The organism is Sphingobium sp. (genome assembly GCF_049304695.1).
In the GTDB taxonomy this organism is placed as follows: domain Bacteria; phylum Pseudomonadota; class Alphaproteobacteria; order Sphingomonadales; family Sphingomonadaceae; genus Sphingobium.
This window is the reverse complement of the sequence record NZ_JBAQOK010000027.1, coordinates 74,395-99,993: the sequence shown is the minus strand read 5'-3', so window position 1 is coordinate 99,993 and position 25,599 is coordinate 74,395. Positions and strand designations below refer to the sequence as shown.

Genomic DNA, 25,599 nt, shown 5'->3' with positions numbered 1-25,599 from the left:
GCATGAACTCGATGCTCAGCCGGGTGCGCGCCGCCGCTCAGTCGATGGCGATTTCGCCCGGCCCGGCCGATGCGCGGATCGCGATTATCGACATCGGGTCCAACAGCGTCCGACTGGTCGTCTATGATGGACCGCGCCGCATCCCCTTCATCCTGTTCAATGAAAAGGTGATGGCAGGGCTGGGCGCTTCGCTGGCCGCGACCGGCCGGATCGAGGACGAAGCTATGGAACGCGGGCTGCGCGCGGTCGAACGCTTCGCCCAACTGTGCCGCGACATGAAGGCGACGCAGATACGCTGCGTCGCGACCGCCGCCGTGCGCGATGCGACCAACGGGCCGGACTTCATTGCCCGCGCCGCGCAGATGGGCGTGACCGTCGAATTGCTGACCGGCAAGCAGGAAGCGATCGGCGCGGCGATGGGCGTCCTTTCGGGCATACCCCATGCGGATGGCATTGTCGGCGACCTGGGCGGGGGCAGCCTGGAACTGGCGCGGATCAGGGGCGGGGTGGTGCATGACACCATATCGCTGCCGCTGGGCGTGTTGCGCCTGCCGGAGATTCGCAATCGCGGGCCGCGTGTGCTGGAGCGGCAGGTGGCCAAGATGTTGAGCCGTGCGGGCTGGGCACTGGAGCCGGGCCTGCCTTTCTATCTGGTCGGCGGATCGTGGCGGGCGCTGGCCCGGTTCGACATGCATCTGACCAATTTTCCGCTGCCGGTGGTGCATCAATATGAAATGCCCGCCAGCCGTGCTGAACAGTTGATCCGTACCCTGTCCCATATGGATCGCGTCCGGATCAAGGAAATTCCGGGGTTGAGCGGGTCACGCGTCAACACGCTGACCGATGGGGCGGCGTTGCTGTCCGTGGTCGTGCGCCAGTTGCAGTCGGCCAATCTGGTCGTATCGGCCTATGGTCTGCGCGAAGGGCTGCTGTACGAAGGACTGCCCGCCGACATTCGCACGCACGATCCGCTGCTGGTCGCGGCGGAGGCGGAGGGGGAGGCGCAGTCGCGTTTTCGCGAGCATGGCACGCGGATCGAGCGCTGGATCGCGCCTGTGTTCGAAAAGGATGCGCCGGACATGCGCCGAATCCGCCACGTCGCCTGCCTGCTGGCCGATGTCAGTTGGCGCGCGAACCCCGACTTCCGCGCCGAACGGGGTGTCGAGATTGCGCTGCACAGCAATTGGGTGGGGATCACCGCGCCGGAACGGGCGATGCTGGCACAGGCGCTGCACAGTCATTTCGGTGGAGGCATCGCGACCGTGCCGGGGCTGGAGCAACTGGCGAGCGCCGCCATGTTGCACCGTGCGGCACTATGGGGGCTGGCGATCCGGCTGGCGCAGCGCCTGTCGGGCGGGGTCGAACGACCGCTGACCCATTCGCGACTTTCTCGCGACGGCGACATCATCCGGCTGCATATCGATGCGGGCCATGCCGCGCTGGCGGGCGAGGTGGTCGAGCGGCGATTGCGCAACCTGGCGCAGGCGATGGGCGTCAAATATCGGCTGGTGGCGGAAGCGGCGTAGGGCCGGATGAGCGAGCATCTTTCCCTGACGCGCAAATCCCGTTAAGCCCCGGCGATGACCACGTCCACGACCCACGCCACCATGCCGATCAGCCGGTCGCTCTTCTTCTTTTCGATCTTTTACGGCGGCATGGTCTGCATTGCCGGCGTGCTGGGCAACAAGCAGGTCACGTTGGGACCAGTGTCGGCGCTTGGCCCGATAGTCGGGCTGGGGCCGCTGGCGGTGGAGGCGGGCATCTTCGCTTTCCTGTTGCTGGTCACGATTTCCAGCGCGGTCGCGGAGCTGCATGGCCGCACGGTCGCAAATCGGCTGGTACAGATCGGCTTCCTGCCGCTGATCGCGTCGATCCTGCTATCCATCATCGTACTGGCCGCGCCCGCCGCCGGGGACATGGACCCCGCGCGCGCCGACGCCTTTGCCATGATGATGGGCGGCACGCCGCGCATCTGGTTTGGCGGCATCATCGCCTATGGCATTTCCCAGACGCTCAACGTCACGCTCTTCGCTGCCCTGAAGGGGCGGGAGGGCGGCCGCATGCTGTGGCTGCGCGCGGCGGTGGCCAGCATGTTGTCGCAGGTGGTCGATACTTTGCTGTTCGTGTCGATCGCATTTTACGGAGTGTTTCCGATCGGCGAACTGCTGCTGGGGCAGATGCTGGCGAAGGTCGTGCTGTCGGCCCTGCTGGTGCCGCCGGTGATCTACTTGCTGGTGGCGTTGGGGCGGCGGCTGGACCGCAACTGAGGCGGCGTTATTATGATGTGTTCCCGCAAAGGCGGGAATCCAGTCCAAGCGTCTGATCTGGGTTCCCGCCTGCGCGGGAACACGCAGCTCTTTCTTGCCGTAGCCTGACATTGGCTTTATGCGCCCGCGCATGACCAGCCATAACGCCCCCGATCCCGCGCTTCTCGCGAAGGCCGAAACCCTTGTCGAGGCGCTGCCCTATATGCAGCGCTATGCGGGCCAGACCTTTGTCGTGAAATATGGCGGCCATGCGATGGGCGATCCCGAAGCGGCGCGCGATTTCGCGGAGGATGTCGTGCTGATGAAGGCGGTCGGCATCAATGTCGTGGTCGTGCATGGCGGTGGGCCGCAGATCGGCGCGATGCTCAAGAAGCTGGGCGTCGAATCGCAATTTGTCGGCGGTCTGCGGGTGACGGACGCGGAAACGGCCAAGATCGCCGAAATGGTGCTGGCGGGTTCCATCAACAAGGAAATCGTCGGCTGGATCGCGGGGGCCGGTGGCCGGGCCGTGGGCATTTCGGGCAAGGATGGCGGCCTCGTTCTGTGCGAAAAGGTGCTGGGCAAGCGTGAAGCGGACCCCAATTCGGGGATCGAGCGCAATGTCGATCTGGGCTTCGTGGGCGATCCGGTGAAGGTCGACCGGCGCATCCTCGATACGCTGACCAATGACGGTATCATCCCAGTGGTCGCGCCAGTCGGGATCGGCATGGACGGCCACACCTACAACGTCAACGCCGACACGATGGCGGGGGCGATCGCGGCGGAACTGGGCGCGTCGCGCTTCTTCCTGTTGACCGATGTGGCGGGCGTGCTGGACAAGCAGAAGAATCTGCTGACCGACCTCGATCCCGCAGCGATCGAGATATTGCAGGCGGACGGCACCATCAGCGGCGGCATGATTCCCAAGCTGGAGACATGCGTGCGCGCGGTCAAGGGCGGAGTAGATGCTGCCGTCATACTGGACGGGCGGGTGCCTCATGCCATGCTGCTGGAAATATTCACCAAGCGCGGCGCCGGCACGCTGATCCGTAAATAGGATGGCGCGCAAACATTCCAAACATGGCGGCTATGATGACGCGCAGCAGGAGGATGACGACGCTCCGGCTGTCGTCCCGGCATGCTGGCTGTGTGGCAGGCCCACCGGAGAAACGATCATCTGGCACCATCCCGTGCCAAAGAGCCGGGGCGGGCGCGATGTCGTGCCGATGCACCCGATATGCCAGCAGATGTTGATCAAAAATTTCACCAATTCCGAATTGCAGCGGCACGGGATGGATGTGGATGGGTTGCTGGCCGATCCGGCGGTGCGCAAATTCGTGGACTGGGTGGCGAACAAGGCGCCCGATTTCACTGCGACCATGACCAAGAAGCAGCGTTGATGCTGCGCGGCGCGACGACCGCCGCCGACATATCCCGTCGTTGGTAGAATAACCGGCGCAGTGCGCTTGTCGCCGGGTCGCTCCCTCGGCTAAAGCGACCGCCAAGGCATTATCGGAGACCATATGGGCTACGCGCTGTATCAGATCATCACCATCCTGCTCGACGTGCTGTGGTGGATCATCATCATCCAGGCGATCATGAGCTGGCTGATCGCGTTCAACGTCGTCAACATGGGCAATGATTTCGTCCGCATGGTGATGAACGCGCTCGATCGCATGACCGCGCCGATCTACAACCCCATCCGCAAGATCATGCCGGATCTGGGCGCGCTCGACCTGACGCCGATGGTCGTGCTGCTGGCGATCCTGATCATCCGCCAGGCCATATTGCCGCCCCTGTTCGGGTTGGTGTGACGCCATGGGTCCAGGCGGGCGATGACCTGATCCTGCCCGTCCGGCTGACGCCGGGCAACGCGCGGGAAGAGGTCGGCGGCGTGTGGACCGATGCGCGGGGCGCGTGCTGGCTGTGCGCGCGGGTGCGGGCCGTGCCGGAAAAGGGGCGGGCCAATCGCGCGGTCATTGCATTGCTGGCCGCATCGCTCGATTGGCCCAAAAGCGCGATTTCGCTGGAAACGGGCGATACCAACCGGCTAAAGCGGCTGCGGATCAAGGGTGGCGCGTCGGCAATTGCGCGGCTGGCCCCCATCATCGCAACATGGGTAGAAGCGACATGACCATCGGCAAGATCATCGACGGCAAGGCTTTCGCGGCGGGCCTGCGCGAACGGGTGGGCGAAGCGGTCGTCGCCTTTGCCGCGCAAACGCATCGCAAGCCGGGGCTGGCCGTCGTGCTGGTGGGCGAAGACCCGGCCAGCAGCGTCTATGTCCGGTCCAAGGGCAAGATGACCGTGGCTGCGGGCATGGAAAGTTACGAGTTCAAGCGGCCCGACAGCATCGGTTCGGATGACCTGCTCGATCTGATCGAGGAGCTGAATCAGGACGATCGGGTCGACGGCATATTGGTGCAACTGCCGCTGCCCGCCCATATCGACGAAGCCGCCGTCATCGCCGCGATCGACCCGGCGAAGGATGTGGATGGATTTCACGTCATCAATGCGGGCAGGCTGGCGACGGGGCAGCAGGCGCTGGTCCCCTGCACGCCGATGGGCTGCATCATGTTGCTGAAGGACGAACTAGGCGACCTGAGCGGGCTGGAGGCGGTCGTGATCGGCCGGTCCAATATCGTGGGCAAGCCGATGGCGCAGTTGCTGCTGGCCGAAAGCTGCACCGTGACGATCGCGCACAGCCGCACTCATGATATCGCCAGTATCGTTCATCGCGCCGATATCGTCGTGGCGGCGGTGGGTCGGGCGGAAATGGTCAAGGGCGAATGGATCAAGCCGGGCGCGACGGTGATCGACGTGGGCATCAACCGCGTTACCGATACCGAAGATGGCAAGAGCCGGATCGTGGGCGACGTCGCCACCGCCGAAGCGCTGGCCCATGTCCGCGCGATCACGCCCGTGCCGGGGGGTGTCGGGCCGATGACCATCGCCGTGCTGCTGCGCAATACGCTGGTCGCTGCTCATGCCCGCGCGGGGCTGGCGCCGCCGGAGGGGTTGTGAAGGCGCGCCTTGCCCTTTTGGTGATGGGGGCAGCGGCGTTGGTCGCCGCGAAGCCGCCGCTGCGGTTTCAGCCTGACCCCAGTTCGGTCATAGCCGCCGAGATCGCGTTCAACAGACTTGCGCAGGACAAGGGGCAATGGACCGCTTTCCGCGCCACGGCGGCGGACGATGCCGTGATGTTCATGCCTGGTCGGGTGCTGGCGAAGGACTGGCTGAAAGGCCGGGCCGATCCGTCTGCGCCGGTCAGTTGGTCGCCATCCATTGCCTATGTTTCGTGCGGGGGCGATCTGGCCGCCAGCACGGGCAACTGGAAGCGGACTGACGGATCGGCGGGTTATTTCACGACGATCTGGCGGCGCGACAAGAAGGGGGCGTGGAAATGGATATTGGACCATGGCGACACGCTGGCCAGCCCACGCGCCGCACCTGAATTTCTGACCGGCAAGGTCGCGACCTGCAAGCGGGGGGCGGGGCAGGACCGCCCACCAACCATGCCAATGGGCAAGCCGGACAAGAATGCGCCACCCCCGCCACCGGACGAAAGCCTGCTGTGGGGCGTGGATAGTGCAACCGATGGCGGGCGCACGGTGACGGTCAGCCTGTGGAACGGCACAGGCTATGACGTCGTGATCAGGGATGTGGTGGCAGCGGGCAAGGGGAAAACGGGATCATGATCGAACTGTTTCTGTCCGCCTTCGTCACCCTGTTCGTCGTAATCGACCCGCCCGGCTGCGCGCCGATCTATGCCAGCCTGACCAATGGCGCGAATGCGGTGCAGCGGCGGTCGATGGCGATCCGCGCGGTCGGCATTGCAGCGGCCATCCTGCTGGTGTTCGCCCTGTGGGGTAAGCAGTTGCTCGGCGTGCTGGGCATTTCGCTCGACAGTTTCCGCATTGCGGGCGGCATCATGCTGTTCCTGATCGCGATGGACATGGTGTTCGAAAAGCGCACCGAACGGCGCGAGGACCGGGCGCAGAAGATCGCCGAGACGCCTGAGGTCGAAGATGTGTCGGTATTCCCCATGGCGATGCCGATGATCGCGGGGCCGGGATCGATCGCGACGGTGATGTTACTGATGTCGCGAGCCAATGGCTTGCCCGAACGGATGGTCGTGCTGGGCGCGGTCGTGCTGACGCTGGCGCTGATGCTGGGTTCGCTGCTCGCCGCCGGGCCGCTGATGGCACTGCTGGGGCGCAAGATCGAGGCGGTTATCACGCGCCTGCTGGGCGTGCTGCTGGCGGCGCTGGCGGCGCAGTTCGTGATCGACGGGTTGAAGGCGAGTTTTTGAAAGTTACGATCCTCCCCTGTGAAGGGGAGGTGGCAGCGCGTAGCGCTGACGGAGGGGTGTCACCTTCTCGATAGGGAGACACCCTCCGTCTGGCCTGCGGCCATCCACCTCCCCTTGCAGGGGAGGATGACGTCAGCCGCGTACGTCGGCTTCGGTTACTGGCGCGATCTTGATTTCGACGCGGCGGTTGGCGGCCTTGCCTTCTTCGGTCGCGTTTGAGGCGATCGGTTGGGTTTCGCCAAAGCCGCGCGTGCCGATGCGGGCGGACTGGACGCCACGGCTGACCAAATAATTGGCGACCGACTGCGCGCGCCGTTCGGACAGGGTCTGGTTATAGGCATCGGCCCCGTCGCTGTCGGTGTGGCCATAAACGTCGATATAGGTTTTGGGATATTGGGCCAGAACCGACGCGACATCGTTCAGTGTCGGCTGAAATTGTGGCTGCACGTCGGCGCGATCATAGCCGAAGGTGATGCCCGACGGCATACGCAGCAGCAGATTGTCGCCGTCGCGAATCACATCCACGCCGGTGCCTGCGGTTTCCTCGCGCAGCTTGCGTTCCTGTGCGTCCATATAGGCGCCGATGCCCGCACCCGCGACTGCGCCGATGCCCGCGCCCAGAATTTTTTCGGTACGGTCGTTACGCCCGCCGACCAGATCGCCCAGCAGATAGCCGCCCAGCGCGCCGCCGATGCCGCCGATCGCCGCCTTCGATATCGAACGCTGGCCGGTTTCCGGGTCGGTCGTGCAGGCGGTGGTGGCCAGCATGGCGGCCAAGCCTGCCGCGCCGATGATGCGGTGAGAAATCCTCATGATCCTGTTCCCTTGTCTTTGTCTTCAATATGGCTTTTCGCGCGAACGAATGCGCGGAAAATGGTCGAGCGACAGGCTTTGTTCCACAGCCGAACTGAACGGGGGATGATGGGAAGGTTGTGAAACGGAAAGATTTGCGGTTATAGCATGTCCCCGACCACCATGGCCACTATCCCCCCCCCACATCTCACGCCCTATCCATGGGCAGACCTCGTCATCATTCTGGCGCTGGTTGCCCTCAACGGCGTCTTTGCAATGTCCGAACTGGCCATCGTATCGGCGCGTAAGCCCCGGTTGCAGGGGTTGGAGAAAGCGGGGCGCAAGGGGGCGACGACGGCGCTGGCGCTGGCCAGCGATCCGGGCAAATTCCTGTCCACGGTGCAGATCGGTATCACGCTGATCGGCATCATCGCGGGCGCTTATTCGGGCGCGAGTCTGGGCGGGCCGACCGGTGAGCGGTTGCAGCTGTTTGGCCTGTCGAAAAGCGCGGCGGATACGCTGGGCTTTGCGCTGGTGATCGGGCTGACCACCTATGCGTCGTTGATCGTGGGTGAGCTGGTCCCCAAGCAGTTTGCATTGCGCGCGCCCGAACCGATCGCGGTGATCGTGGCCAAGCCGATGCTGTGGCTGTCGAAGATTACCGCCCCGGTCGTGTGGGTGCTGGACGGGTCGAGCGCGCTGATCTTCAAGCTGCTGCGCATGGACCGCGAATCGGAAAGCCATGTCACGGCGGAGGAATTGCACCTGATCGTTGCCGAGGCGAGCAAGTCCGGCGTGATCGAGGAAAGCGAGCGGGCGATCATATCGGGCGTGGTGCGGCTGGCTGACCGGCCGGTGCGTGAGGTGATGACGCAACGGATGGACGTCGACTGGATCGACATCGCTGCCGACGAAGATACGATCCGCGCGCGATTGCTGGAAACGCCGCACACGCGGCTGCCGGTGGGGCGCGGGTCGGTGGAGGATATCATCGGCATCGTCCAGGCGCGCGACATCATGGCCGCGCTGTTCCGGGGTGAGCCGCTCAACGTCGGTGCGCTGATGCGCCGGGCGGAAATCGTGCCGGATCAGGTCGATGCGATGGACGCGCTGGAAGTGCTGCGTCGGTCGGACGTGCCGATGGTGATGGTCCATGACGAATATGGCCATTTCGAGGGGATCGTGACGCCCGCCGACCTATTGTCCGCCATAGCGGGCCATTTCGCGTCGGATCGCGATGCCTATGACGAACCGGATATGGTCGAGCGCGAGGATGGCAGTTTGCTGGTGTCGGGGCAGATGCCGATGGACCAGTTGGCCGATCGCATCGGTATCGACCTGTCGGAAGACCGCGACTATGCGACCGTGGCTGGCCATGCGCTGTGGCTGTTCAAGCGGTTGCCGGAAGTGGGCGACTATGTCGAGGATCAGGGCTGGCGCTTTGAGATCGTCGATATGGACGGGCGCAAGATCGACAAACTGCTGGTTGCGGAACGGTAAGACGGGCGCGCGGGTTTGCCTGTGCCTTCTACTATCTGTTCCGTTCGTTTCGAGCAATGTCGAGAAACTTAATCGCCGCGCTATCGGCTTATCGACTTCGCTCGAAACGAACGGTGGGGGAGGCTATTGGACTGGGCGCTAAACCCGGTCCGCCTGCACCACCACGTCGATCGCCCGCAGCGCCGACAGGATGCGCATCAAATGCTGGGCATCGGCCACTTCCAGATCGATGACGTCCGTGTGGAACGGGCCTTCGCGGTTGACCAGTTGCAGGTTGAGGATGTTCGCCTTGGTCGCGCCGAACACGTTGGCGACGGCGGCGAGCGCGCCGGGCTGGTTCTTGACGATGACGGACAGGCGCGCCGCGCCGCCCTTCGACTTGCTGTCCCAGGCGAGGTCGATCCAGTCGTCGCCCTGCTCCACTTCGAGCGAGCGGCAGTCGATGGTATGGACCTCGATCGGTTCGCCGGTGCGGCGCACGCCCACGATCCGGTCGCCCGGCACGGGATGGCAGCAATCCGATAGGCTGTAGGCGATGCCGGGCGTCAGGCCGCGGATCGAAACGGGCGCGTGCTGGCGCGGATGCGCTTCCTCCATGCCTTCTCCGCTGGTCGAGCCGGGAACCAGCGCCTCCATGACTTCGGAATCGAGCAGGCGGTGGGTGGCGATGGCGACCATCAGTGACGCGCGATCTTCCAGCTTCAGGCGCTTAAGCGCAGCAGTCAGCGCCTTGTCGCCCAGTTCCTTGGCCAGATCGGGGGAGAAGCGCCCGACGATTTCTTCGTACAATTTCTCGCCCAGCGCGACTTCCTCGCCGCGCTGTTTCTGGCGGATGTAGCGGCGGATGGACGCGCGCGCCTTGCCGGTGACGGCGAAGGTCAGCCAGCCCGGTTGCGGTTCCTGCCCTGCGGACTTGAGGATTTCGACCTGATCGCCATTTTCAAGGGAGGTGCGCAGCGGCACGACGCGGCCATTGACCTTGGCCCCGACGGTCTGATTGCCGAGCGATGTATGCACCGCATAGGCGAAATCGACCGGGGTCGATCCCTTGGGTAGCTGATGCAGTTCGCCCTTGGGCGAGAAGGCGAAGATCCGGTCCTGATACATCGCCATGCGGGTATGTTCGAGCAGTTCGTCGGCGTCCTGGCTCTGTTCCAGAATCTCGACCAGATCGCGCAGCCATGCGGCGTTGTGGTCGGTGGCGTCGCCCTTCTGCTTATAGGCCCAGTGCGCCGCCAGTCCGAGTTCGGCGTCGTTGTGCATGTCGCGGCTGCGAATCTGCACTTCGATCCGGGCATTGTCCTGATGGATGACCGTGGTGTGCAGCGAACGATAGCCGTTGCGTTTGGGCGTGGAGATATAATCCTTGAACCGGCCCGGCACCATCTTGAACGTCTGGTGGATGACGCCCAGCGCGCGATAGCAGTCGGCGGGTGTGGCGGTGATGACGCGAAACGCCATGACGTCGGTCAGCTGTTCAAAGCTGATATGCCGTTCCTGCATCTTCTTCCAGATGGAGAAGGGGTGTTTTTCGCGCCCCGACACGGTGACGGAAATGTCCGATCCGCCCAGCAGCAGTTGCAATTCCGCGCCGATCCGGTCGACCTTGTCATGGCCGCCTTCCTTCAACTGCTCCAGTCGGCGCGTGATGCTGGTATAGGCTTCGGGTTCGATTTCGCGGAAGGCCAGCAACTGCATTTCGCGCATGAAATCATACATGCCGATGCGCTCGGCGAGCGGCGCGTAGATATCCATCGTTTCACGCGCGATGCGGCGGCGCTTGTCGGGGTTCTTGATGAAATGCAGCGTGCGCATATTGTGCAGCCGGTCGGCCAGCTTCACCAGCAGCACGCGGATGTCGTCGGACATGGCGAGCAGGAATTTGCGCAGATTTTCCGCCGCGCGCTCATTCTCGCTCATCGCCTCGATCTTCGACAGCTTGGTCACGCCATCGACCATGCGCGCGACATCCTTGCCGAACGCGGCCTCTATCTCCTCATAGGTGACCAGCGTGTCTTCGATCGTGTCGTGCAGCAGGGCGGTGACGATCGTCTGATCGTCGAGGCCAAAATCGGTCAATATGCCCGCCACCTCGATCGGATGGCTGAAATAAGGGTCGCCGCTGGCGCGTTTCTGGCTCCCGTGTTTCTGGACCGAAAACACATAGGCGCGGTTGATCATCGCTTCGTCCGCGTGCGGATCGTAGCGTTTTACCCGTTCGACAAGTTCATACTGGCGTAGCATCACATCCGATTGTGTTGGTTGCCCCTTGCTGCGCAACAAAAAAATGCCCATCTTCGCGAATATTATGCGGCGCTTTTTGCAAGTCGGGCCGCTTTGGGCTATTTCGATATGACGATGAAACATAATCTGGCCCAGGATCTGGAACAATGCGCCCTCCCCAGCGCGCTGGAGGCGATGGGTGAGAAATGGTCGTTTCTGATCCTGCGCGGTGCATTGTCGGGTATCCGCCATTTCGAGGAATTTCAGTCCACGCTGGGTATTGCGCGCAATATCCTGGCCAACCGCCTGTCGCGGCTGGTGGAAAACGGGATCATGCTGCGTCAGCCGATGCAGTGCGACAAGCGCAAGGTCGAATATCGGCTGACCGAAAAGGGGCAGGAACTGGCCCCGGTGATGATCGCGCTGCGCCAGTGGGGCGAACGGTGGGGCTGTGGCGAGCAGGCGTGTCAGGTGCTGGCCGACCGCCGCGATGGCCAGCCGATCCGCCGTATCGTCATACAGGCGCATGACGGGCGCGCGCTGGAACTGACCGATCTGGTGTGGCTATGCCCCGACGAAGTGACGCCAATGTCGGAAGAACCGGCGGTCGCGGCCTGATCCGTCTGCGCGCCTTTGCCGGTCATGCTTTGGGTTCACGGGTGCGATGAAATCCCCTAGGCTGATCCCCATGTCTGCCCCTCGATTCCAGCCGCAACCGTTTTTCGCGGATAAGAACCGCGCTTTCTGGAACCTTCAGTCGCTGGGCTGGGCAGGCGCGTTCCTGTTGCGCGGGTCGTCCACCATCGCCAATGGCCAGCCCTTTTCCAGTCTGGTGCCGGTGACGATTTCCACCGTGTCGGGCTATTCGGTCACGCTGCTGATCGCGGTGATGTTTCGCTTCCTGCTGCGGCAACGGCCTATCGTTACATGGGGCGTATCGATCATCACGGTCGTGGCGGCGGCGGGGCTGGTCGCGTTTATCGACGCATGGGTGTTTTCGACGCAGAACCGGGGCAGCGAGACGGCGGGGCTGCAACTGTTTCTGGGCGCATTCTACCTGTCGGTGACGCTGCTGGGGGCATGGTCGGCGCTTTATTATGCGATCAACTTCTACCTGACGGTGGAGGAGCAGGCGGACCAGCTCCTGCATCTGGAAACGCAGGCGTCGAGCGCGCAGCTGGCGATGCTACGCTATCAGCTCAATCCGCATTTCCTGTTCAACACGCTTAACAGCATTTCCACGCTGGTGCTGCTCAAGCAGACCGACAGGGCCAATGCGATGCTGTCGCGGCTGTCGTCCTTCCTGCGCTACACGCTGATTAACGAGCCGACGGCGCAGGTAACGATCGAACAGGAGATAGAGACGCTCAAACTCTATCTGGAAATTGAAAAGATGCGGTTCGAGGATCGGCTGCGCCCGATGTTCGACATTGATCCGGCGGTCGCACACGCACGTCTGCCGTCGCTCCTGCTGCAACCTTTGGTCGAAAATGCGATCAAATATGCCGTCACGCCCAAGGAGGAGGGGGCCGATATCACCGTCAGCGCGCAGCCTGCCGGTGAAAAGGTTCGGATCGTCGTATCGGACAGTGGACCGGGATTGAACGAAGGTGGAATGAAGCTGCACATCCCCATGATCGAAGGAACGGGCGTGGGCCTGCCGAACATCCGGGACCGCCTGATTCAGGCGTTCGGGGAACGACAGAGCTTCGAAACGCGTTCTACACCGGGCGGATTTTCGGTCATCATCGAAATTCCGCTGACTATGGAAGATTCATCGAAAGTGGCTGCATGACCATCAGAACAATCCTCGTCGACGACGAAAGCCTGGCTATCCAAGGCCTTGCCCTGCGTCTGGAAACGCATGAGGATGTCGACATCATCGAGACCTGCAACAATGGTCGAGAAGCGATCCGCGCCATCAAGACGCATAAACCCGACCTCGTGTTCCTTGACATCCAGATGCCCGGCTTCGACGGCTTTTCGGTGGTTCAGGGGATGATGGAGGTCGAACCACCGCTGTTCATCTTCGTCACCGCCTATAGCGACCATGCGATTCGCGCGTTCGAGGCGCAGGCGGTCGATTATCTGCTGAAACCCGTCGAGGAAGGTCGTCTGGCCGATGCGCTCGACCGGGTGCGGCAGCGGCTGAGCGAAAAGCGGCAGGTGCAGGAGGCCGAAAAGCTGCGCGGCGTGCTGGCTGAAGTCGCGCCTCAGGCGATGAGCGACTTCAACGCGGCGGAAGAGGATGGCCCCGCGTCCAACCGTTTCGAAAAGCTCATCAACATCAAGGATCGCGGCCAGATTTTCCGCGTGGACGTCGATTCGATCGAACGGATCGACGCGGCTGGCGATTATATGTGCATCTACACCGCCGACAATTCGCTGATCCTGCGCGAAACGATGAAGGATCTGGAAAAGCGGCTGGACCCGCGCAATTTCCAGCGCGTCCATCGGTCCACCATCGTGAACTTAAGCCAGGTGCGGCAGGTCAAGCCGCATACTAATGGCGAATGTTTCCTGGTGCTGGAATCGGGCGCGCAGGTGAAGGTCAGCCGGTCTTATCGTGATGTAGTCGCGCGGTTCGTGCATTGATTAAGCGTGTGTTCCCGCGCAGGCGGGAACACACGGCATATTACCGGAACACCCATTGCCGGTTTAGGCCGAACACCACCGCCGGGGTCACAAAAATCATGGCCGGTATGGGCGACCATTCGGGCCACCGCATGTGGGTGACGCACAGATAGACCCACAGGGCGTTGAGCGCATAGCTGACCAGCGACACCGCGACGAACTTGGCGCCGCGTTTGACCGATCCTCCTTCCGCGCCATGACCGCGAAAGGTGAAGGCGCTGTGGGCGGCGTAGCCGATCACCACGGCCGCGCCATAGCCGATGAGGTTGGCGATTTGCGGGTGCAGTCCGGCGAGCGCCGCGAGCGTCCAATAGATCGCCGCCTGACACGCCGTGACGAACAGGCCGGTCACGCCATAGCGCACTATCTGCCAAACGAGCGCGCGTTGTTCGGCTGAAAGTCTGTCGATGATGGCCATGGTCCCCGTTGCGCTTTGCTGCGGCTCGTTTAGGGGCGGATCATGATCTTGAAAAGCGGCTATGCCCTGCGCGATCGGGTGAACCACATCCTGCCCCTGTTGTCCGTGTGGACCGGGCGGCACTGGAAATGGCTGACCTTCCTGATGTGGATCGTCATCGCGATCGTCTTCGTCGCGACGCGATGGGCGGCGATTCACTGGCTGGTGCTCAGCGACACCGACGACAATATCCGTTTCGTGCAGGTGAAGGACTGGCTGGGGGGGCAGGGATGGTATGACCTGCGTCAATATCGGCTGGACCCGCCCGGTGGCGCGAATATCCACTGGTCGCGGCTGGTGGATCTGCCGATCGCCGGGCTGATGCTGTTTTTCCGGGCTTTCGTCGATCAGGGGCTGGCTGATCGGCTGGCCTGCGGCATCGCGCCGCTGTTGCCCTTGTTGCTGTTGATGCTGAGCCTGGGTTTTATCGGGCGGCGGCTGGCTGGGCCGAACGGGTGGATCCTCGCCGCACTGGCACCGCTGGCTGCGCAGATGGGCCTTGGCATGTATGCGCCGATGCGCATCGACCATCATGGCTGGCAACTGGCGTTTGCGGTCACGATGCTGGCCGGGCTGGTCGATCGCAACTGGCTGCGCGGCGGGATCGTCGCTGGAGTCAGCAGTGCGCTGTCGGTGACGATCGGCATGGAGATGATCGTCTATCTGGGTGCGGGCGGGGCGTTGATCGCGCTGCGCTGGGTATTTCGCGAAGGGGCGGGGCGGCGGATGCTGCCTTATGCGCTCAGCCTTGGCGCGGCGACCTCGCTCTGTTTCCTGCTGTTTGCCAGCTACGCCAATCGCGCGCAGGTGTGCGACGCCATTTCGCCCATATGGGTAGCGGTATTTGGCGCGGCGTCGGCGGGCATGGTGCTGCTGGCGCTACTGCCCTTGCGCGGCTGGGCGATGCGGCTTGGCGCGGGGATCGTCGTGGGCGGGGCGGTGGCGGCCTTCTTCTGGCTGAACTGGCCGCAATGCCTCAGCCCCTATCAGATTTCGCCCGAACTCGAACGGTTGTGGCTGGCGAATATCAGGGAGGCCAAGCCGATTACGGCGCAGGCGCAGTCCATGGTGGTGCCGCTGCTCGCGCTGCCGCTGGCGGGCCTGCTGGGCCTGATCTGGGCATTGTGGGATGCGCGGCGCGACGTGGACCGGCTATGGGCCTGGGCCACGGTCGGGCTGATGATGATTTTCGCCACGGCCCTGCTGTTCTGGCAGTTGCGCGCGGGTCCGGCGGCGCAGTTGCTGGCGATCCCGCCTGCGGCCTGGGCCGCGCATCGCCTGATCGCGGCGATCTTTGGCGGAACGCGCCGGGTGCGTATCGCGGCCGGGGCGGGGGTAGTGGTGCTGGCGGCGATTGCCTTTGCCTATCCTCTCTATCAGCAGGCGATGACGCTGTGGGGGACGATCAGCGGAACCAGGCCGCGCCCATGGCGGCCATCGGCGATTGCGCGCACGGATGCTATCAAGAAGGCGAACGGGCGGTGTCGCACGCTGCCGGCGCTTGAAATACTCAACCAGTTACCGCCCGCCACCATCTTTACGATGGTCGATCTGGGGCCGCGCCTGCTGACCACGACGCATCATAGCGCGCTGGCTGGCCCCTATCATCGCAATGGTGCGACGATATTGGACATTCATCATGCCTTCGACGGCCCGGAGAGCGGCTTTCGCCCGATCGCGGCGCGTCATCATGCGACCTATCTGCTGGTCTGCCCCAATTTCCCCGAAGGCACGATCTATCAGTCGCGCAGCCCCAAAGGCTTTTATGCCGACCTGATGCGGGGGCAGATACCCCGCTGGCTTATGCCGGTGCCGCTGAAAAGTGGCATGGACCTGCCCTATCAGCTCTATCGCATCGATTATGGCGCGAAGCCTTAGGGATCAGCGGCGGGCGGCGAAGAAGTCGCGCAGCAACGCCGCCGCTTCCGTTTCGGCCAGCCCGCCATAGACGTCCGGCCGGTGGAGGCATTGCGGCTGGGTGAAGAGGCGTGGCCCCTGTTCGATCGCGCCGCCCTTGGGATCGCCGACGGCATAATAGAGACGGGCGATCCGCGCGTGGGATATGGCCCCCGCGCACATGGCGCAGGGTTCGAGCGTGACCCACAGGTCGCAGCCGGTCAGCCGATAATCCTGAAGGGTGAGCGCCGCCGCACGCATGGCGACGATTTCGGCATGGGCGGTGGGATCATTGTCGCGGCGATTGCGATTTTCGCCTTCGCCGATGATCGCGCCGTCCTTCGTCACGACCGCGCCGATCGGCACTTCGCCCGCATCCCGCGCCGCTCGCGCCAGATCGAGCGCTCGGCGCATGGGACGGGGCAAGGGAAAGGGCGGAGACATCGCCTCCGCCCTTACATGATGTACCGTCAGAAACGAAAGCGTTGTGCAGCCTTACGGCTTCTTCACCGCCACGGTCGGCACTTCCACCACTTCGTTGCGCGTGCCTACGTCGATCCTGGCAACGTTCGCTTCATATTTGGGCAGGGCGCCCTTTTCCACCGCGATGGCGGGCAGGCGGCCCTCCTGCGTCTTTTGCAGGTCGATAAATCCGGTTGCTATCCCCGCCCCGACCACGATAAGCGCAATCAGTAACAGTCCGCCGATGAAACGCATCGCATCCTCCTTCTATAAGGTTGGGGGTTGAACGCAGGGTCGGGGGAAATAGTTGCGCAAGTGCCACGATCGACTGCAACGGTTGACGGGCGCGGCGAATCCCGTTATCGGCGCGGCTTTCCGAACGAACCCGAATTACAAGGTTGATTGACTATGTCGCGCATTTGCGAGCTGACCGGCAAGGGTCGCCAGGTGGGTCACAATGTTTCCCACGCCAACAACAAGACCAAGCGCGTCTTTCTGCCCAATTTGCAGAATGTGTCGCTGATCTCCGAATCGCTGGAAACCAGTGTTAAGCTGCGCGTATCGACCCATGGTCTGCGCTCGGTCGAACATAATGGTGGCCTGGACAACTGGCTGGTCAAGACCAGCGACGACAAGCTGTCGCTCAAGGCGCGTCGCCTGAAGCGCGACATCGTCAAGAAGAAGGCTGCCGTAGCAGCCTGATTTCTTCGATATGTTCGGCATAGGAGCGGCCCCGCAAACGGGCCGCTTTTTTGCGTTGCGATCGGGGTGCAACATGTTCCCGTCGCATTTACCGTAATGCTTCGTCGGGGAACGCGAATTTCAGCAGCAGGGTGCGCTGGAAAAATTCGTGATTGTCGTCCGACACGATCCACAAGATCGTTCGGTCGCTTTCTTTGGTGACGGCCAGCCCTTCGAAATTGTCCGATAGCAGAGGCGGCGCGAGGCGGGCGAGGGTGCGGGCCTTCAGATGCGTGTCCGGGGCCAGCTTTTCGGGCAGATCGACGATGGCGATCGTGGCAGTGAAGAGATCCTGAAGCGTCAGGCGGCGATTAAGTACCAGAAGATGCCGCGCATCGAGCGCCACTGCATCGGTCGGGCGATAACCCTGCGGCGGCGTGTAGCGCAGGTGGACAGGGCCGGGCGTCGCCGCGTCCGCCGGGTCGCCCGCGAATAGCAGCGCATCGTGCGCGCCGTCCGGGGTCATCGCCATTTCGCCGATCGCCAGGAAACGGCCATCGGGCAGGCGCGCGAGCGATTCGATCGATCCGGTCTTGGGCCATGCGACGATTTCGGGCCATGTACGGCATGCCTCCACGCGGGCGAAGCCGGGCGCGTAGCGACAGATCATCTGTTGCAGTTCGAACCCCACCCAATAGCGATCGGTCGCGGGATCATGCGCCAGCGATTCCGAATCCCACACCCACCAGGGATGATCGCGGTCCTCCAGGCGGATCGGCAGCGGCGCGACGAAGGGGCGGCGGGTCGGTCGGCCATTGCCGACATGAAAGCCCATCAATATGCCGGAATCGCTCAGCCCCACCATGTCGCCGTTCGACAAGGCCAACAGCGCGGATATGCCGCCAAAGCCCGGATTGTCGCTGCGCAGTTCCCAGCCGCCCAGATAGTCCAGATCGCCGATCTGTCGCCGGGTCGGGTCGGATGTATTGAGGGGCAGGGGGCGGGCGGCGACCAGCAGCGCCCCGGCCTTCAGTGCGACGGGTTTGGCGTGATGCGGTTCTGGCAACAGCAGGATCGCGATCGCGATAATTATCAGGATTCGCATCATCCCGACTGCCATAGGAAAATATCCCGCGCGGTCCAGCGAAGACGATCGAATCGCGCGCAATTCAGCTTAACGGTGGCTGTCAGCCCCATTCAGGCTCGGCTCAAAGCGCATGCTGCATAAAGGGAACAATCAAAGACGAATCCCACTTCTTACCGGACTCGTCACGATGGATTTGGAAGGAGTATCGCCATGAAGATGAAGTTTCTCGTGAATATCGGTGCCGTCCTCGCCATGGGCGCTGCTTCGATGGCTGTTACGACGGCGCCTGCTTCGGCACAGGGCTATTATGGCGGTTATGAACGCGGCGATTATTATCGTGGCGGCGACCGGGGCTATCGCGGCAACCGTGGCGATTATTATCGCGGCGGTGGCAACTATTACCGGGGCGGTGATCGCTATTACCGCAACAATTATCGCGGCTATCGCAATAACGGCTATCGTTGCCGCGACAATGGCACGGGCGGCACCATCATCGGTGCGATCGCCGGTGGCTTGCTGGGTAATGAAGTCGGCCGCGGTTCGGGCCGTTATGGCCGCCGTGGTGACGGTACGACCGGTGCGATCATCGGCGCAGGCGTCGGCGCACTGGCCGGTCGCGCCATCGACCGCAACTGCTGAGGGTTAATGTCCCAAGCCTGTGAAGAAGGGCCGCTCCGTCAGGATGCGGCCCTTTTTATTGAGGCGCGGATGGCGGCGGCGTGGGTGGTGCGGCTATCCGGCCGCGATCCGCAGCGATCGCCGCCGCAGCGGCCGGGTTCATTGGCGTGTCATTGGACACCGCAGCGCCGGTCCGCGCGTCCAGCTTTTCCGCTGCTTCGTTGAGCGCACGTGCTTCGCTGGCGCTGACCCCGCCCACGCCGTCGCCATCCCCCGATCCGCAGGCAGTCAGGGTGGACAGCAGGGCAACGACGCAGGCCAGGCGGAATGTCATCATATCATCCTATGAAAAAGGGGCCGCGCCGTTACCGGTGCGACCCCTTTTTACGCATTCAAAACCCGGATGGGGTTTTGAATTACATCGCGTTGGCGACGTTGTTGGTCGCGTTCGAAGCGGTGTTCGAAGCAGCGTTTGCAGCGTTGTCGGCAGCGTTCAGCGCAGCGTTCATGGCGTTGTCAGCCGCGTTCGACGCGTTTTCAGCCGAGTTGGCTGCGTTGTTGGCAGCGTTCTCCGTGCCGCCCGAGCAGGCAGCGAGGCCGAGCGAAGCGGCGAGAACGAGCGAAAAAGCAATGGTCTTGGTCATGGGTGGAAACCCCTCTCTGAGAATAAAACATTGCAGACCACATCTCGGAGAAAAGCTCACCCCCCATGGCATCTGCGCGCCGATTCGTAATGCGTCGCGCCCACCAAGGCAATCCCATTCCTGCACGCAAAACGCCCGAAACGCGTATTTTCATGATCTGGATCATGGAACGTTACGAGCATTGACGCATATAAAGATTTCTTTATATGATGCCGTCATGCATGCGGCACTCGATATTTTCCGGGCATTGGGCGACCCGACCCGTTTGCGCATCATTCACCTGTTGCGCGCGATGGAGCTTGCTGTCGGCGAAATTGCACAAGTGGTGGGACAAAGCCAGCCGCGCGTGTCGCGCCATGTCCGCATATTGGCCGAAGCGGGGCTGGTGGAGCGGCGCAAGGAGGGCAATTGGGTGTTCCTGCGGCTGGGCAAGGGTGGCGATGTCGCGCCTTTCCTGTCGCTGTTCGACCGGCTTGCCCCATCGGCCAGCGAAGCGCTGTGGCAGACGGCGGACCTTGCCCGGCTGACGGCGGTGCGCGCGGATCGTGGCCGGGCGGCTGAAAGCTATTTCGCCGAACATGCCGAAGAATGGGATGCGATCCGGTCGCTCCATGTGGCGGAAGTGGACGTAGAGGCGGCGATGACGGCGCTGCTGGGCGTCGAGCCGATCGGCCATCTGCTTGACATCGGCACCGGCACGGGCCGCATGATCGAACTGTTCGGGCAGGGCGCGCGGCAGGTCACCGCGCTGGACCGCAGCCCGGACATGCTGCGGCTGGCCCGCGCCAAGCTGCCGGAAGGGGCGGGCGACAAATATGCGCTGCTGCTGGGCGATTTCGCTGCCGTGCCGCTGGAGTCGGGCAGCGTGGATACCGTGGTGCTGCATCAGGTGCTCCATTATGCACAGGCACCCGAACTGGTGATCGCCGAAGCCGCGCGCGTCGCGGCGCTCAATGGCCGGGTGCTGATCGCCGACTTTGCGCCGCATGAACGCGAAGAGCTGCGTTTGCGCGATCAACATGCGCGGCTGGGCTTTTCCAACGATCAGATGGAAAGCTGGTTTGCCGGGGCCGGGCTGCTGATGGAGCGGGTCGAAACGCTGCCCGGCCAGGAACTGACGGTGCAATTATGGCTGGGACGGCGCAAGCAAGCGCCGATCCTGCGACAAGTAGAACGGATGTCCGCATGACCCCTATCGAAGCCGCCACCCCGCTTTACGCCGATCTGGCAGGCGACTGTCAGGTCAGTTTCGAATTTTTCCCGCCCAAGACGGAAAAAATGGAGGCGCAGCTATGGTCGGCGGTCGAAACGCTCGGTACGCTGCGGCCCAAATTCGTGTCCGTGACTTATGGCGCGGGCGGATCGACGCGCGAACGCACGCATAATACGGTCGCCCGGATCGCGCGCGAGACCGACCTGTCCGCTGCCGCGCACCTGACCTGCGTTGCCGCCAGCAAGGCCGAGATTGGCGAAGTCGCCGACGCTTATTGGGACGCAGGGGTGCGCCATATCGTCGCACTGCGCGGCGATCCACCCGAAGCGGGTGGGCGGTTCGAACCGCACCCGGATGGCTATAAGGATGCCGCCGAACTGGTCGAAGGGCTTATGAAGCGTCATCCGTTCGAAATTTCCGTGTCCGCCTATCCCGAAGTCCATCCCGAAGCGGCGAGCGCGCAGAGCGACCTCGACAATCTCAAGCGCAAACTGGACGCAGGGGCGACCCGCGCGATCACACAATTTTTCTTCACGCCAGACGCCTATTTCCGCTTTCTGGACAAGACGGGCGCGGCGGGCATCACGGCGGATATCGTGCCGGGCATCATGCCGGTCAGCAATTTCGCCGCGACGCAGCGGATGGCGGCGATGTGCAATACGCAGGTGCCAAGCTGGATGGGCCGCCTGTTCGAAGGGCTGGACGTCCACCCCGCCGCGCGCCAGTTGGTGTCCGCAACGATCGCTGCGGAACTCTGCCGCAAACTCTATGCCGGGGGCGTGCGGGACTTTCATTTCTATACGCTCAACCGTGCGGAATTAAGCTATGCGATCTGTCATCTGCTGGGGCTTCGGGCCAAAGCGTCGGCGGACACCTGATAATATATCACCCCCTCCGTTCGGTTCGAGCCTGTCGAGAACTGGTCGCGCGAGGGTTCTCGACAGGCTCGAACCGAACGGTACGAGAGGAAAGACTATGACGGCCGAAGCAAGTTTACGCGCCCTGGCGGCGGACAAGATCCTGATCTTCGACGGTGGCTATGGCACGTCGATTCAGAAACATGGCCTGACCGAAGCCGATTATCGCGGCGATCTGGATCTGGCGAAGGATCAGAAGGGCAATAACGACCTGCTCTGCCTGACCCGGCCCGACATCGTGGAGGGCATCCACGCCGCCTATCTGGCAGCGGGTGCGGACATGATCGAGACGAACACCTTCAGTTCGACCAAAATCGCCATGGCCGATTATGGCTGCGAGCATCTGGTGCGGGACATCAATCTGGCCGCCGCGAAACTGGCGCGCAATGCGTGCGATGCGGCAACGGCGAAGGATGGCCAGCCGCGTTTCGTGTGCGGGTCGATTGGCCCGACGAACAAGACGCTGTCCATTTCGCCGGACGTCAACGACCCCGCCTATCGCGAGGTCGATTATGATACGCTGAAAGCCGATTATCGCGAACAATGCGATGCGCTGATCGCGGGCGGGGTCGATTTCCTGCTGGTGGAAACCTGCTTCGATACGCTGAACGCCAAGGCGGCGGGCATGGCCGCGCGGGAAGCGGAGGCTGCGGCGGGGCGGTCGGTGCCGCTTATGCTCAGCTTCACCATCACCGACATGTCCGGGCGCAACCTGTCGGGGCATACGATCAACGCCTTCTGGTATTCGCTGCGCCATTTGAAGCCGCTGACCATCGGGGTGAATTGCGCGTTCGGCGCGGATCTGCTGCGGCCCTATCTGGCCGAACTGTCGAAAAATGCCGACACGCTGATCCTGGCCTATCCCAATGCGGGGTTGCCCAACGAACTGGGGCAATATGATGAATTGCCGGAAACCACGGCAAAGCTGATCCGTCAGTGGGTGGACGAAGGGCTGGTCAATATGGTCGGCGGCTGTTGCGGCACGACGCCCGCGCATATCGGCGCGGTGGCCAAGGCGCTTAGCGGTCATAAGCCGCGCGTGGTGCCCGAACTGCCGGTCGTGACGCGGCTGGCGGGCCTCGAACCGATGCACATCGCGGCCTAGCCTATCCTCCCCTCGCAGGGGAGGTGGCTGGCGAAGCCAGACGGAGGGGTGTCGCCCCCTCGATAGCGTGATACCCCTCCACCATGCCTTCGGCATGGTCCCCCTCCCCCTAAGGGGGAGGATTTTTGGAAAATGCTCATGACCCAGAAATCCCCTAACCTCTCTGGCGCCAATTTCGTCAATATCGGCGAACGCACCAACGTCACCGGATCGGCCAAGTTCAAGAAGCTGATTATGGCGGGCGACTATGCCGCCGCGATCGACATCGCGCGTGAGCAGGTGGAGAATGGCGCGCAGATCGTCGACGTCAACATGGACGAGGGGCTGCTGGACGCGGTCGAGGCGATGACGACGTTCCTCAAACTCATGACATCGGAGCCGGACATCAGCCGCGTCCCCGTCATGATCGACTCTTCCAAATGGGAAGTGATCGAAGCTGGTCTGAAATGCGTGTCCGGCAAGCCGATCGTCAATTCGATCAGCATGAAGGAAGGCGAGGAAGCCTTTCTGGGCCATGCCCGTAAATGCATGGCCTATGGCGCGGCCGCCGTCATCATGGCGTTCGACGAGACGGGGCAGGCCGATACGCAGGCCCGCAAGGTCGAGATTTGCGAACGCGCCTATAAGCTGCTGATGACCATCGGTTTTCCGCCTGAGGACATCATCTTCGATCCCAATATCTTTGCCGTGGCGACGGGGATCGAAGAGCACAACAACTACGGCGTCGATTTTATCGAGGCGTGCAAGGAGATCAAGCAGCGCTGCCCACATGTCCATATTTCAGGCGGGCTGTCGAACTTCTCCTTCTCCTTCCGGGGTAACGAGCCCGTCCGCCGGGCGATGCACAGCGTCTTCCTCTACCACGCCATTCCCGCTGGCCTGGACATGGCGATCGTCAATGCAGGCCAACTCGACGTCTATGACGCGATCGACCCTGCGTTGCGGCAGGCGTGCGAGGATGTGCTGCTCAACCGCGATCTGGAAGCGGGCGACCGGCTGGTCACGCTGGCCGAAAGCTATCGCGGCACGGATGCGGCGGTCGAAAAGGCGGCGCAGGAATGGCGCGGCTGGCCAGTTGCACGACGGCTGGAACATGCGCTGGTCAAGGGCATCGACATGTATGTGGTGGAGGATACCGAGGAGTGCCGCCTGTCCGCCGAAAAGCCGATCCATGTGATCGAAGGGCCATTGATGGACGGCATGAATGTCGTGGGCGACCTGTTCGGCGCGGGCAAGATGTTCCTGCCGCAAGTGGTGAAATCCGCCCGCGTGATGAAGAAAGCGGTCGCGCATCTGCTGCCCTATATCGAAGCGGCCAAGGAACCGGGCACGAAGGGCAAGGGCAAGGTCATCATGGCCACGGTCAAGGGTGACGTCCATGACATCGGCAAGAATATCGTCGGCGTCGTGCTGCAATGCAACGGTTATGACGTGGTTGATATGGGCGTCATGGTCCCCTGGCATGACATCATCAAGGCTGCAGTCGACAATGATGCCGACATTATCGGCCTGTCCGGCCTCATCACGCCGTCACTGGACGAAATGGTGACGGTCGCCACCGAAATGCAGCGCGCGGGCATGACCATGCCCCTGATGATCGGCGGCGCGACGACATCGCGAGTCCACACTGCGCTGCGCATCGACCCCGCCTATGCCGGACCCGTCATCCACGTTCTGGACGCCAGCCGCGCCGTGGGCGTGGCGACGGCGCTGGTATCCGAAACGCAGAAGGATGATTTCGTCCGCAAGACCAAGGATGATTATGAGCATGTCCGCGTCGCCCGCGCCAATAAGGGGCAAAGCGCACTGGTCAGCATCGAGGATGCGCGCGCCAACAGCTTCGAGATTGACGAGAGCCTGAAAGCGCCGCGCCCACGCCTGCCCGGCGTGCATCGCTTCCCTGATTGGGACTTGAAGGATCTGGTCCCCTATATCGACTGGACGCCCTTTTTCCGTGCATGGGAACTGGCGGGCAATTATCCCGCGATCCTGACCGATGAAATCGTGGGCGAAAGCGCGTCCAGCCTGTTCGCCGATGCGCAGGCGATGCTCGACAGGATCGTCAAGGACAAGTGGCTGACCGCGCGCGGCGTGGCCGGCCTGTGGCCTTGCCGCCGCGAAGGCGACGACATCATCGTCCATGTCGAGGATGAGAAACACTACACCCTGCCTATGCTGCGCCAGCAGATCCAGAAGCGGGAAGGGCGGGCGAACATGTGTCTGGCCGACTTCATCAGTCATGACGGCGACTGGATGGGCGGCTTTGCGGTCGGCATGCATGGCATAGAACCGCATCTCGCCCGCTTCAAAAACGCGATCGACGATTATTCGGACATCCTGCTCAAGGCGCTGGCCGATCGTCTGGCCGAAGCCTTTGCCGAGCGGCTGCACCATTATGTCCGCACGGCGCTCTGGGGCTATGCGGAGGGCGAGCAGTTGACCAACGAGGCGCTGATCAAGGAACAATATCGCGGCATCCGCCCCGCTCCGGGCTATCCTGCCTGCCCCGAACATAGCCTGAAAACGATCCTGTTCGACATGCTCGACGCGCATCATGCGACCGGCATCACGCTTACCGAAAGTTTTGCCATGTTGCCGACTGCGGCGGTCAGCGGATTTTATTTCGGCCATGCCCAGGCGGAGTATTTCGGCGTTGCCCGCGTCGGGCGCGACCAGTTGGAAGAATATGCGCAGCGTCGCGGCATCGATCTGGACACGGCGGAACGCTATTTGCGGCCCAATCTGGACTGATCGCGCGAAGCGTTCATTGGCGGCACAGCTTTCCCGTGGCATGATGGCCCGACCATCCAAG

The 25,599-nt window shown here is 62.8% G+C and carries 28 protein-coding genes; 20 read left to right on the top strand and 8 right to left on the bottom strand.

Annotated elements, in window-relative coordinates; all coding sequences use genetic code 11:
* Positions 1-2 precede the first annotated feature (2 nt).
* The 9 genes from WA070_RS04250 (at position 3) to WA070_RS04210 (ending at position 6,558) form a co-directional block, all read left to right on the top strand.
* Complete coding sequence (locus WA070_RS04250; protein WP_422632903.1) at positions 3-1,526, top strand: Ppx/GppA family phosphatase; 1,524 nt, start codon at positions 3-5, stop codon at positions 1,524-1,526.
* Between the two features lie 54 nt (positions 1,527-1,580).
* Positions 1,581-2,267 carry a queuosine precursor transporter gene (locus WA070_RS04245; protein ID WP_422632902.1) on the top strand — a complete coding sequence of 229 codons (687 nt, stop codon included), beginning with the start codon at positions 1,581-1,583 and terminating at the stop codon, positions 2,265-2,267.
* Between the two features lie 118 nt (positions 2,268-2,385).
* On the top strand, positions 2,386-3,303 hold the full coding sequence (argB, locus tag WA070_RS04240; RefSeq protein WP_422632901.1) for an acetylglutamate kinase: 918 nt from the start codon (positions 2,386-2,388) through the stop codon (positions 3,301-3,303).
* A gap of 1 nt (position 3,304) precedes the next feature.
* Positions 3,305-3,646, top strand: coding sequence for a hypothetical protein (locus WA070_RS04235; RefSeq protein ID WP_422632900.1), 342 nt, complete (start codon positions 3,305-3,307; stop codon positions 3,644-3,646).
* A gap of 123 nt (positions 3,647-3,769) precedes the next feature.
* On the top strand, positions 3,770-4,060 hold the full coding sequence (locus WA070_RS04230; RefSeq protein ID WP_422632899.1) for a YggT family protein: 291 nt from the start codon (positions 3,770-3,772) through the stop codon (positions 4,058-4,060).
* A complete protein-coding gene (locus WA070_RS04225) occupies positions 4,057-4,380 on the top strand; it encodes a DUF167 domain-containing protein (protein ID WP_422632898.1) in 324 nt (107 codons plus the stop codon). Before WA070_RS04230 ends, WA070_RS04225 begins: the two co-directional genes overlap by 4 nt.
* Positions 4,377-5,270, top strand: coding sequence for a bifunctional methylenetetrahydrofolate dehydrogenase/methenyltetrahydrofolate cyclohydrolase FolD (gene folD, locus WA070_RS04220; RefSeq protein WP_422632918.1), 894 nt, complete (start codon positions 4,377-4,379; stop codon positions 5,268-5,270). The genes WA070_RS04225 and folD overlap by 4 nt, the downstream gene beginning before the upstream one ends.
* Entirely contained in the window at positions 5,267-5,944 is a 678-nt protein-coding gene (locus WA070_RS04215; RefSeq protein WP_422632897.1) for a YybH family protein, read from the top strand. Before folD ends, WA070_RS04215 begins: the two co-directional genes overlap by 4 nt.
* Positions 5,941-6,558, top strand: a complete 618-nt coding sequence (locus tag WA070_RS04210) for a MarC family protein (RefSeq protein WP_422632896.1) — start codon at positions 5,941-5,943, stop codon at positions 6,556-6,558. Before WA070_RS04215 ends, WA070_RS04210 begins: the two co-directional genes overlap by 4 nt.
* 132 nt (positions 6,559-6,690) lie before the next feature.
* Here the strand turns inward: WA070_RS04210 and WA070_RS04205 are convergent, their stop codons facing one another.
* Positions 6,691-7,371 (bottom strand): OmpA family protein, encoded by a 681-nt coding sequence (locus tag WA070_RS04205; RefSeq protein ID WP_422632895.1) that lies wholly within the window; start codon positions 7,369-7,371, stop codon positions 6,691-6,693.
* A 162-nt stretch (positions 7,372-7,533) separates the two neighbouring features.
* Between WA070_RS04205 and WA070_RS04200 the strand changes: the two genes are divergently transcribed.
* Positions 7,534-8,850 carry a hemolysin family protein gene (locus WA070_RS04200; protein ID WP_422632894.1) on the top strand — a complete coding sequence of 439 codons (1,317 nt, stop codon included), beginning with the start codon at positions 7,534-7,536 and terminating at the stop codon, positions 8,848-8,850.
* 138 nt (positions 8,851-8,988) lie between these two features.
* Here the strand turns inward: WA070_RS04200 and WA070_RS04195 are convergent, their stop codons facing one another.
* Positions 8,989-11,094 carry a RelA/SpoT family protein gene (locus WA070_RS04195; protein ID WP_422632917.1) on the bottom strand — a complete coding sequence of 702 codons (2,106 nt, stop codon included), beginning with the start codon at positions 11,092-11,094 and terminating at the stop codon, positions 8,989-8,991.
* Positions 11,095-11,208: 114 nt separating this feature from the next.
* On the opposite strand from WA070_RS04195, the gene WA070_RS04190 reads away from it, so the two are divergent.
* From WA070_RS04190 to WA070_RS04180, 3 genes are all read left to right on the top strand, one after another.
* Positions 11,209-11,691 (top strand): winged helix-turn-helix transcriptional regulator, encoded by a 483-nt coding sequence (locus WA070_RS04190; RefSeq protein WP_422632916.1) that lies wholly within the window; start codon positions 11,209-11,211, stop codon positions 11,689-11,691.
* A 70-nt stretch (positions 11,692-11,761) separates the two neighbouring features.
* Positions 11,762-12,868, top strand: a complete 1,107-nt coding sequence (locus WA070_RS04185; RefSeq protein WP_422632893.1) for a sensor histidine kinase — start codon at positions 11,762-11,764, stop codon at positions 12,866-12,868.
* The gene (locus WA070_RS04180; protein ID WP_422632892.1) at positions 12,865-13,668 is read left to right on the top strand and encodes a LytR/AlgR family response regulator transcription factor; all 804 of its coding nucleotides are present in this window, start codon (positions 12,865-12,867) and stop codon (positions 13,666-13,668) included. The genes WA070_RS04185 and WA070_RS04180 overlap by 4 nt, the downstream gene beginning before the upstream one ends.
* 40 nt (positions 13,669-13,708) lie before the next feature.
* On the opposite strand, the gene WA070_RS04175 is transcribed toward WA070_RS04180, so the two are convergent.
* Complete coding sequence (locus tag WA070_RS04175; protein ID WP_422632891.1) at positions 13,709-14,125, bottom strand: GtrA family protein; 417 nt, start codon at positions 14,123-14,125, stop codon at positions 13,709-13,711.
* Positions 14,126-14,167: 42 nt separating this feature from the next.
* Between WA070_RS04175 and WA070_RS04170 the strand changes: the two genes are divergently transcribed.
* On the top strand, positions 14,168-16,042 hold the full coding sequence (locus WA070_RS04170; protein ID WP_422632890.1) for a hypothetical protein: 1,875 nt from the start codon (positions 14,168-14,170) through the stop codon (positions 16,040-16,042).
* 3 nt (positions 16,043-16,045) lie between these two features.
* Here WA070_RS04170 and WA070_RS04165 read toward each other — a convergent pair whose 3' ends face one another.
* The gene (locus WA070_RS04165) at positions 16,046-16,504 is read right to left on the bottom strand and encodes a nucleoside deaminase (RefSeq protein WP_422632889.1); all 459 of its coding nucleotides are present in this window, start codon (positions 16,502-16,504) and stop codon (positions 16,046-16,048) included.
* Between the two features lie 51 nt (positions 16,505-16,555).
* Entirely contained in the window at positions 16,556-16,777 is a 222-nt protein-coding gene (locus WA070_RS04160; protein ID WP_422632888.1) for a hypothetical protein, read from the bottom strand.
* A gap of 153 nt (positions 16,778-16,930) precedes the next feature.
* Here WA070_RS04160 and rpmB point away from each other — a divergent pair, with 153 nt between their 5' ends.
* The gene (gene rpmB, locus WA070_RS04155) at positions 16,931-17,224 is read left to right on the top strand and encodes a 50S ribosomal protein L28 (protein ID WP_169571525.1); all 294 of its coding nucleotides are present in this window, start codon (positions 16,931-16,933) and stop codon (positions 17,222-17,224) included.
* 88 nt (positions 17,225-17,312) lie between these two features.
* On the opposite strand, the gene WA070_RS04150 is transcribed toward rpmB, so the two are convergent.
* Positions 17,313-18,311 (bottom strand): esterase-like activity of phytase family protein, encoded by a 999-nt coding sequence (locus WA070_RS04150; RefSeq protein WP_422632887.1) that lies wholly within the window; start codon positions 18,309-18,311, stop codon positions 17,313-17,315.
* A gap of 189 nt (positions 18,312-18,500) precedes the next feature.
* Here WA070_RS04150 and WA070_RS04145 point away from each other — a divergent pair, with 189 nt between their 5' ends.
* Positions 18,501-18,929, top strand: coding sequence for a glycine zipper 2TM domain-containing protein (locus WA070_RS04145; protein WP_422632886.1), 429 nt, complete (start codon positions 18,501-18,503; stop codon positions 18,927-18,929).
* A gap of 55 nt (positions 18,930-18,984) precedes the next feature.
* Here the strand turns inward: WA070_RS04145 and WA070_RS04140 are convergent, their stop codons facing one another.
* Both WA070_RS04140 and WA070_RS04135 read right to left on the bottom strand, forming a co-directional pair.
* A complete protein-coding gene (locus WA070_RS04140; RefSeq protein ID WP_422632885.1) occupies positions 18,985-19,245 on the bottom strand; it encodes a hypothetical protein in 261 nt (86 codons plus the stop codon).
* Between the two features lie 79 nt (positions 19,246-19,324).
* Positions 19,325-19,552: a circumsporozoite protein gene (locus WA070_RS04135; RefSeq protein WP_422632884.1), complete on the bottom strand. Its 228-nt coding sequence runs from the start codon at positions 19,550-19,552 to the stop codon at positions 19,325-19,327.
* Positions 19,553-19,769: 217 nt separating this feature from the next.
* Between WA070_RS04135 and WA070_RS04130 the strand changes: the two genes are divergently transcribed.
* From WA070_RS04130 to metH, 4 genes are all read left to right on the top strand, one after another.
* The gene (locus WA070_RS04130; RefSeq protein WP_422632883.1) at positions 19,770-20,741 is read left to right on the top strand and encodes an ArsR/SmtB family transcription factor; all 972 of its coding nucleotides are present in this window, start codon (positions 19,770-19,772) and stop codon (positions 20,739-20,741) included.
* Entirely contained in the window at positions 20,738-21,643 is a 906-nt protein-coding gene (metF, locus tag WA070_RS04125; protein WP_422632882.1) for a methylenetetrahydrofolate reductase, read from the top strand. Before WA070_RS04130 ends, metF begins: the two co-directional genes overlap by 4 nt.
* A 97-nt stretch (positions 21,644-21,740) precedes the next feature.
* Entirely contained in the window at positions 21,741-22,787 is a 1,047-nt protein-coding gene (locus WA070_RS04120) for a homocysteine S-methyltransferase family protein (protein WP_422632881.1), read from the top strand.
* Positions 22,788-22,925: 138 nt separating this feature from the next.
* A complete protein-coding gene (metH, locus tag WA070_RS04115) occupies positions 22,926-25,538 on the top strand; it encodes a methionine synthase (RefSeq protein ID WP_422632880.1) in 2,613 nt (870 codons plus the stop codon).
* Positions 25,539-25,599: the final 61 nt, after the last annotated feature.